At 41.7% G+C, this 7,719-nt stretch carries 8 protein-coding genes and 1 pseudogene; all 9 read left to right on the forward strand.

What is annotated here, in order from left to right:
- Positions 1-31 precede the first annotated feature (31 nt).
- The 9 genes and pseudogenes from LC033_RS10110 (at position 32) to lysS (ending at position 7,386) form a co-directional block, all read left to right on the forward strand.
- A complete protein-coding gene (locus LC033_RS10110) occupies positions 32-1,450 on the forward strand; it encodes an anthranilate synthase component I family protein (RefSeq protein ID WP_226568122.1) in 1,419 nt (472 codons plus the stop codon).
- Positions 1,451-1,463: 13 nt separating this feature from the next.
- Positions 1,464-2,057, forward strand: a complete 594-nt coding sequence (gene pabA / locus LC033_RS10115; protein WP_226568123.1) for an aminodeoxychorismate/anthranilate synthase component II — start codon at positions 1,464-1,466, stop codon at positions 2,055-2,057.
- Positions 2,054-2,902, forward strand: coding sequence for an aminodeoxychorismate lyase (pabC, locus tag LC033_RS10120; RefSeq protein WP_226568124.1), 849 nt, complete (start codon positions 2,054-2,056; stop codon positions 2,900-2,902). The genes pabA and pabC overlap by 4 nt, the downstream gene beginning before the upstream one ends.
- A 9-nt stretch (positions 2,903-2,911) precedes the next feature.
- Complete coding sequence (gene folP, locus LC033_RS10125; RefSeq protein WP_226568125.1) at positions 2,912-3,769, forward strand: dihydropteroate synthase; 858 nt, start codon at positions 2,912-2,914, stop codon at positions 3,767-3,769.
- On the forward strand, positions 3,762-4,124 hold the full coding sequence (folB, locus tag LC033_RS10130) for a dihydroneopterin aldolase (RefSeq protein WP_226568133.1): 363 nt from the start codon (positions 3,762-3,764) through the stop codon (positions 4,122-4,124). The genes folP and folB overlap by 8 nt, the downstream gene beginning before the upstream one ends.
- Positions 4,121-4,618, forward strand: a complete 498-nt coding sequence (gene folK / locus LC033_RS10135; protein WP_226568126.1) for a 2-amino-4-hydroxy-6-hydroxymethyldihydropteridine diphosphokinase — start codon at positions 4,121-4,123, stop codon at positions 4,616-4,618. Before folB ends, folK begins: the two co-directional genes overlap by 4 nt.
- A pseudogene (locus LC033_RS17035) lies at positions 4,603-4,802 on the forward strand (helix-turn-helix domain-containing protein). Before folK ends, LC033_RS17035 begins: the two are co-directional and overlap by 16 nt.
- Complete coding sequence (gene dusB / locus LC033_RS10145) at positions 4,795-5,796, forward strand: tRNA dihydrouridine synthase DusB (protein ID WP_226568127.1); 1,002 nt, start codon at positions 4,795-4,797, stop codon at positions 5,794-5,796. The pseudogene LC033_RS17035 and the gene dusB overlap by 8 nt, the downstream one beginning before the upstream one ends.
- Positions 5,797-5,886: 90 nt before the next feature.
- Positions 5,887-7,386, forward strand: a complete 1,500-nt coding sequence (lysS, locus tag LC033_RS10150; RefSeq protein WP_226568128.1) for a lysine--tRNA ligase — start codon at positions 5,887-5,889, stop codon at positions 7,384-7,386.
- The last annotated feature ends 333 nt before the right edge of the window (positions 7,387-7,719 follow it).

Consider the following 7,719-nt stretch of genomic DNA (forward strand, 5'->3'; position numbering starts at 1 on the left):
AAGATTAATGAAAATGAAAAAGGATGATAACATGACACAACGCAGGCCGATGGGCATCAAAATTCCTTTTACGAAAGATGCATTCTTGAAACGATACGAGCAATTATCTGTGCGTGAAACACACCATGTTCTTCTTGAAAGTGCACGCGGCGGAGAATACAGCATTGCTGGAATTCACCCGATTGCTAAAGCCAAAGGAAAAGATGGGATGACCACCATCCATTATCATGATGAGGTGCTGTTCAAAGAAGGCGATCCATTCAGAGCATTTGCTGACTGGTTTCAAACTCTTCAAACCGAAACGAACGAGGATTACCCGGACTTTCAAGGCGGAGCGATTGGTTTTTTAAGCTATGATTATGCAAGATATATAGAGTATTTTAAAATGCTGTCAATCGACGATCTCAAAACACCTGATCTGTATTTCCTCGTGTTTAATGATGTTGCGGTCTTTGATCATGAAGAAGACGTGTTATGGCTGATCACTCATACAGAGGGAGAGGAACCTGTGAGTGAAGTTAATCAAAGGCTGGAAGAATTGAAAAATAGCTGGACAAGTACTTCAGAAGAATCAGGACACTCACCTATCAACGTGTCTTCTTCGGAATTTCTGCCAGTAGCACCTTTTACTGAAGAAACCTTTGGAGAAGCAGTAGAAACAATTAAGCAATATATCGCAAACGGTGATGTGTTCCAAGTGAACCTATCCATTAGACAAGATGAACAGCTTCATACTCATCCGTATCATTTATACAAAACATTACGTCACGTGAACCCGTCTCCTTATATGTCTTATCTGCACACGCCAGACTTCCAAATTGTGTGTGGATCCCCGGAGCTGCTCATCAAGAAAAAAGGTACTCAACTAGAAACGAGACCGATTGCTGGCACAAGATCAAGAGGTAAGGACGACGCTGACGATCAAGCATTGGCGAAGGAACTCATCGAAAATGAAAAAGAACGAGCAGAGCATGTCATGCTCGTTGATCTTGAGCGGAATGACCTTGGACGAGTGTCTACTTACGGCTCAGTACAGGTGAACGAGTTTATGGCCATTGAGAAATATTCACACGTGATGCACATTGTATCTAATGTACAAGGGGAGCTGCGTGATGAATATGATGCGGTAGATGTCATGAGGGCTGTATTCCCGGGCGGAACGATCACAGGTGCGCCAAAAGTGAGAACGATGGAAATTATAGAAGAACTTGAGCCAACAAGACGAGGGCTTTATACTGGATCTATAGGCTGGTTTGGATTCAATCAAGATATGCACTTCAATATCGTCATTCGTACGGCGTATTGTACAGAAGGCAAAGCCTTTATGCAGTCAGGTGCCGGCATTGTCATTGATTCTGTACCGAAGCACGAATATAAAGAATCCATTAAAAAAGCCTATGCAGTGAAAAAGGCATTACAGTTGAGCAAAGAAGAGACTATTTTGAGTTAGAGGTGAGCAGAGTATGATATTAATGATTGATAATTATGATTCATTTACGTACAACCTGGTTCAGTATTTAGGTGAACTTGGTGAAGAATTGATTGTGAAACGCAATGATCAAGTAACAATTCAAGAAATCGAACAGCTCAAGCCAGACTTTCTAATGATTTCTCCAGGGCCATGCAGTCCTGATGAAGCGGGAATTAGTATGGAGGCCATCAAGTATTTTGCTGGTAAAATTCCGATCTTTGGTGTGTGTTTAGGACATCAATCCATCGCACAAGTATTCGGTGGAGATGTGCTTCGAGCAGAGCGGTTAATGCATGGTAAAACGTCAGAGATTGAACACGACGGCAAAGGCGTCTTCGCTGGACTCCAAAATCCGCTTGTTGCAACCAGATATCATTCATTAATTGTCAAAAACGAGACACTGCCGGAGTGCTTTGTCGCAACAGCTAGTACAAAGGAAGGGGAGCTCATGGCTATTCGCCATAAAGAACTGCCAATTGAAAGTGTTCAGTTCCACCCTGAATCGATTATGACTTCCTTCGGAAAAGAAATGCTCAAGAATTTCATCGAAACCTATCGTAAAAAGGGGCATGAAGTAAACGCATGATTATTTATCTGAACGGTCAGTATATAGAGGAGAAAGATGCGACTCTTTCTCCTTTTGATCATGGTTTTCTATATGGCATCGGTGTATTCGAGACATTTACCAGCCTGGCAGGACAAGTCTTCCTGTTAGATTGGCATCTTGAAAGGCTCAATCAATCATTGCGTGACCTTTGCATCGAATCCACAATAGAGAAACCATTTGTACTCGACATCATTCATACCTTACTGAACCAAAACAATATAGCAAATGGCCATGCGAGGATACGTTTCAATGTCTCGGCAGGCAAAGGCAAAGGATTTTCTGCAGACCCGTATGAGGAACCAGTTATTTTTGTCATGATATCACCATTCCGTCCTAAGTCTCTATTAAATGAAAAACAAGGAGTCATTCTTAAAACAAGAAGAAATACACCAGAAGGGCCAAGGCGGCTCAAGTCTCATCATTATATGAACAACCTGCTGGCAAAAAGAGAAATAGGGAACGACCCATCGGTAGAAGGCATCTTTTTAACAAAAGAACATGTTGTGGCAGAAGGAATTACCTCTAATGTATTTTGGCGTAAAGAAGATGTGATCTATACACCGGCACTTGATACAGGCATTTTAAATGGGATAACCCGTCGATATTGTATTGAAACGCTTCCCGCTTTGGGGGTCTCGCTGATGGAAGGACGATACCCAGTCTCGCATATGCTCTCAGGTGATGAGGTATGGATGACGAATTCTGTTCAAGGAATTGTGCCTTTCAGAAGTATAGGAGAGATCGTCTTGCTAAAAAACAACCGAACAATCTCAACAAAGTTGAGAACACAATATACAAAAGAACGTCTAGAACATAAAGAGTAGGTGGGCATAATGACGCAACAAGTGATAAAGCAGCCTAAAATCATACAAGCCAAGCATCATAACCTTAGCTATGAAGAAAAGACATTGGTCATGGGCATTTTGAATGTCACACCTGACTCTTTTTCAGATGGAGGGAAATTTAATCAAATGGATAAAGCGTTGGCTCATGCCACCCAGCTGATGGAAGACGGTGCGCATATCATTGATATTGGCGGAGAATCAACTCGTCCGGGAGCGGCACTTGTGTCAGAGCAAGAGGAACTTTCCAGAGTGATTCCTATGATTGAAAAGATCACCAAGGAATTGGATGTGCCTATTTCTATTGATACGTATAAAGCCCATGTCGCAGATGAGGCGTTGAAAGCTGGAGCCTCTATCATTAATGACGTATGGGGTGCGAAAGCCGATCCTCAAATGGCTCATGTCGCAGCAAGGCACAATGTTCCCATCATCTTAATGCACAATCGCCCAGAGCGAAACTACACTCATCTGATTTCAGATATGATTGCAGATTTGAAAGAAAGTGTTCAAATCGCCAAACAAGCGGGTGTACGTGATGACATGATGATAATAGATCCAGGTGTAGGGTTTGCGAAGAATAAAACAGATAACCTGATAGTCATGAATGAGCTTGAACATTTTTGCCACCTCGGCTACCCGCTGCTTCTTGCGACATCTCGAAAGCGATTCATCGGAGCTGTCTTAGACCTGCCGCCTGAAGAACGTGCTGAAGGAACAGGTGCGACGGTATGCTTGGGGATTCAAAAGGGTAGTGCAATGGTCCGCGTGCATGATGTGAAGGAAATTGCAAGAATGGCAAAAATGATGGATGCCATGCTGAATAAGGGAGGCGCTTATCATCGATAAAGTGTATGTAAACGGAATGGAATTTTACGGGTATCACGGTGTATTTGCAGAAGAGAATAAATTAGGACAGCGATTCCGTGTGGATTTAACAGCTTCACTTGATTTAAGTAAAGCAGGACAAACAGACGACCTAAACGAGACCATCAATTACGCAGAGCTCTACAAAATTTGCAAAGTCATTGTAGAAGGAGAGCCGGTTAACCTCGTTGAAACGTTAACAGAACGAATTGCAAACCAAGTGTTAAAGGACTTTGCGACAGTTCAGGAATGTACAGTGAAGGTGGTTAAGCCAGATCCGCCAATTCCAGGACACTATCAGTCCGTTGCAATTGAAATAACGAGATCGCGCACATGAACAATACAGCATATATCGCTTTAGGCTCAAACATAGGAAAAAAGGAAACCTATTTAAAAGAAGCAGTCAAAAAACTGCACGAACACCCAGATGTTCAAGTCGAATTGATCTCATCTATATATGAAACAACACCCGTAGGCTACGAGAACCAAGATGACTTTTTGAACATGGCCGTGAAGATTTCTACCTCGCTTCGTCCAGAGGAACTGTTAGCACTTACTCAGGAAATTGAACAAGAGTTAGGCAGAACAAGAGAAGTGAGGTGGGGTCCGCGAACGGCTGACCTTGACATTTTACTTTATAATCGTGAAAATATTGAAACAGAACAACTTGTGATACCACACCCTAGAATGTACGAACGTTTATTCGTTCTTGTTCCGATGAGTGAGATTTGCCTAGAAATCGGCAAAGTACAAATAAACGCCGTAACTGACCAAGAATGTGTAAGTATATGGAAAAAGACATGTAGGGTAGAAGAATTCGTGCATACCTAAAGCGAAAAGGGTATACTCAGGAAGGTTCGCCAAAAGACTGGCCATCTCTGTTTTAGGTGAAATTGAGCGAGGCAATCGATTACCAACAATCCAAATGGTTGGTCAAATAGCAGATGCTTTAAATATAACGGTGGAAGTACTTTCCCCACTAATCGAGGAAGAAAGGAGGGACAAAGATGTTTAAAATCGGAGATATCGATATTAAAAACAAAGTAGTGCTCGCACCAATGGCCGGTGTGTGTAACTCTGCCTTCAGACTGACAGTTAAAGAGTTTGGAGCGGGCTTAGTCTGTGCTGAAATGGTAAGTGACAAAGCAATCCTGATCAATAATGCCAGAACCATGGGAATGCTATACATTGATGAACGTGAAAAACCTTTGAGCCTTCAGATATTTGGAGGAGAAAAAGACACACTCGTAGAAGCGGCAAAGTTTGTAGATCAACATACAACGGCGGACATTATTGATATCAACATGGGCTGTCCCGTACCGAAGATTACGAAATGTGATGCTGGAGCTAAATGGCTGCTTGATCCAAACAAGATTTTTGAAATGGTCTCGGCTGTCGTAGAAGCGGTAAATAAACCTGTTACTGTCAAAATGAGAATGGGCTGGGACGAGGACCATATCTTCGCCACCGAAAATGCCTGTGCTGTGGAACGAGCAGGTGGACAAGCGGTTGCGCTTCACGGACGGACCCGCTTGCAAATGTACGAAGGAACAGCAAATTGGGATATCATTAAAGAGGTAAAGCAATCCGTTTCCATTCCTGTCATCGGGAATGGCGATGTCAAAACCCCTCAAGATGCAAAACGTATGCTTGATGAAACCGGTGTGGATGCTGTGATGATCGGAAGAGCCGCACTAGGAAACCCGTGGATGATTTATCGTACGGTTCATTATTTAGAAACGGGAGAACTGAAAGAAGAACCAAACGTGCGTGAAAAAATGGCTGTATGCACACTTCACTTAGACAGACTCATTGACCTGAAAGGTGAACATGTGGCTGTAAGGGAAATGAGGAAGCATGCGGCATGGTATTTAAAAGGCGTCCGAGGGAACGCAGACGTAAGAAATCAAATTAATCAAAGTGAAACGAGAGCTGAGCTTGTACAGATTCTTGATGACTTTACGAACGAAGCCGAGGCAAAAGAGCTTCAAAGTATAAAAGTAGGATAAGACTATCTTTCTTTTTGTAGCTCACTGCTAGTGCATATACTGGCAGTTTTTCTGCTTTTATTGCAAAATACATTATTGGAGTGATAATAAATGAGTAATGAAGGGCTTAATAACGAAGAACTAAATGACCAATTCCAAGTCAGACGTGACAAAATGAATAAAATGAGAGAAGAGGGTATCGATCCATTTGGTGAACGATATGACCGTTCTCATCAATCTGCACAAATTATTGCTGAATATGACGAATTTTCAAAAGAAGACTTAGAAGAAAAAGCGGCCCAAGTGACAATCGCTGGACGTATGATGACAAAGCGTGGAAAAGGGAAAGCTGGCTTTGCTCACATTCAAGATTTAGAAGGACAAATTCAAATCTATGTTCGCAAAGATAGTGTAGGAGAAGAAGCCTACGAATTATTCAAAAGCTCAGACCTAGGCGACATCATTGGTGTGACAGGAACAGTATTTAAAACGAATGTGGGGGAACTTTCAATTAAAGCGACTGGCTTTGAGGTTCTCACAAAAGCACTTCGTCCACTTCCTGATAAATACCACGGGCTAAAAGATGTAGAACAACGCTATCGTCAGCGCTACCTTGACTTGATTGTCAATCCAGAAAGTAAGCAGACGTTCATCATACGAAGCAAAATCATTCAATCAATAAGAAGATACTTAGATTCTAAAGGATACCTAGAAGTTGAAACACCAACAATGCATAGCATCCCTGGTGGTGCATCAGCTCGTCCTTTCATTACTCATCACAATGCACTTGATATGCCGCTTTATATGCGTATTGCAATTGAACTGCACTTAAAACGTCTCATTGTCGGTGGTCTAGAGAAAGTATACGAAATTGGCCGCGTATTCCGTAACGAAGGTGTATCGACTCGTCATAACCCGGAATTCACAATGATCGAGCTATACGAAGCATATGCAGATTACAAAGACATCATGAATTTAACAGAAAGTCTGATTGCTCATATTGCCGAAGAGGTACTAGGAACAACAACTATTCAATATGGAGAAGATGAGATTGACCTCAAGCCTGAATGGAAGAGACTCCATATGGTTGAAGCGGTCAAAGAAGCAACTGGCGTAGACTTCTGGCAGGAGATGTCTGTAGAAGAAGCGAAACAGCATGCAGCTGATCACGGAATTGAAATTACGAAAAACATGACAGTGGGTCATATCATTAATGAGTTCTTCGAGCAAAAAGTAGAAGAAACATTGGTTCAACCTACATTTATTTACGGACACCCAGTGGAGATTTCTCCATTAGCTAAGAAAAATCCTGAAGACCCTCGCTTCACAGATCGCTTTGAGCTATTTATCGTACGCCGTGAGCACGCTAATGCATTCACAGAGCTAAACGATCCAATCGATCAAAGAGAACGATTCGAAGCTCAATTAAAAGAACGTGAAGAAGGAAATGACGAAGCGCATCTAATGGATGACGATTTTGTAGAGGCATTAGAATATGGAATGCCGCCAACAGGCGGACTGGGAATCGGTATCGACCGATTAATCATGCTGTTAACAAATTCCCCATCAATCAGAGATGTACTGCTTTTCCCACAAATGAGAAACCGCTAATACATCAATCAAAGCGCCATTTTAACTGTGGCGCTTTTTATGTTTCATAAAATGAAACTTTTTTAAAAAAACTATTGCAAGGTAAGAATCAAGATGGTATATTATTATTCGTTGCCACAAAACAGCAACGAGGTTAAAAAAAGAAATCGAAAAAGTTCTTGACTTTAACCGATACGAAATGTTAAGATATTAAAGTCGCTTACGATCGATAACGAAAATGATCTTTGAAAACTAAACAAGACAAAACGTACCTGTTAATTCGAGTTATTATAAAAAAATCCTATGATACTTCATAGGTAGTCAGTCAAACTGACGAAAAACAGAACTTCGGTT

It is taken from the genome of Bacillus stratosphericus (assembly GCF_020524495.1).
GTDB lineage: Bacteria > Bacillota > Bacilli > Bacillales > Bacillaceae > Bacillus > Bacillus stratosphericus_B.

Excerpts from the sequence above, each read along its gene's own strand:
- LC033_RS10110 (WP_226568122.1), top strand. The coding sequence starts at position 32 with ATGACACAACGCAGGCCGATGGGCATCAAAATTCCTTTTACGAAAGAT.
- pabA (WP_226568123.1), top strand. The coding sequence starts at position 1,464 with ATGATATTAATGATTGATAATTATGATTCATTTACGTACAACCTGGTT.
- pabC (WP_226568124.1), top strand. The coding sequence starts at position 2,054 with ATGATTATTTATCTGAACGGTCAGTATATAGAGGAGAAAGATGCGACT.
- folP (WP_226568125.1), top strand. The coding sequence starts at position 2,912 with ATGACGCAACAAGTGATAAAGCAGCCTAAAATCATACAAGCCAAGCAT.
- folK (WP_226568126.1), top strand. The coding sequence starts at position 4,121 with ATGAACAATACAGCATATATCGCTTTAGGCTCAAACATAGGAAAAAAG.
- dusB (WP_226568127.1), top strand. The coding sequence starts at position 4,795 with ATGTTTAAAATCGGAGATATCGATATTAAAAACAAAGTAGTGCTCGCA.
- lysS (WP_226568128.1), top strand. The coding sequence starts at position 5,887 with ATGAGTAATGAAGGGCTTAATAACGAAGAACTAAATGACCAATTCCAA.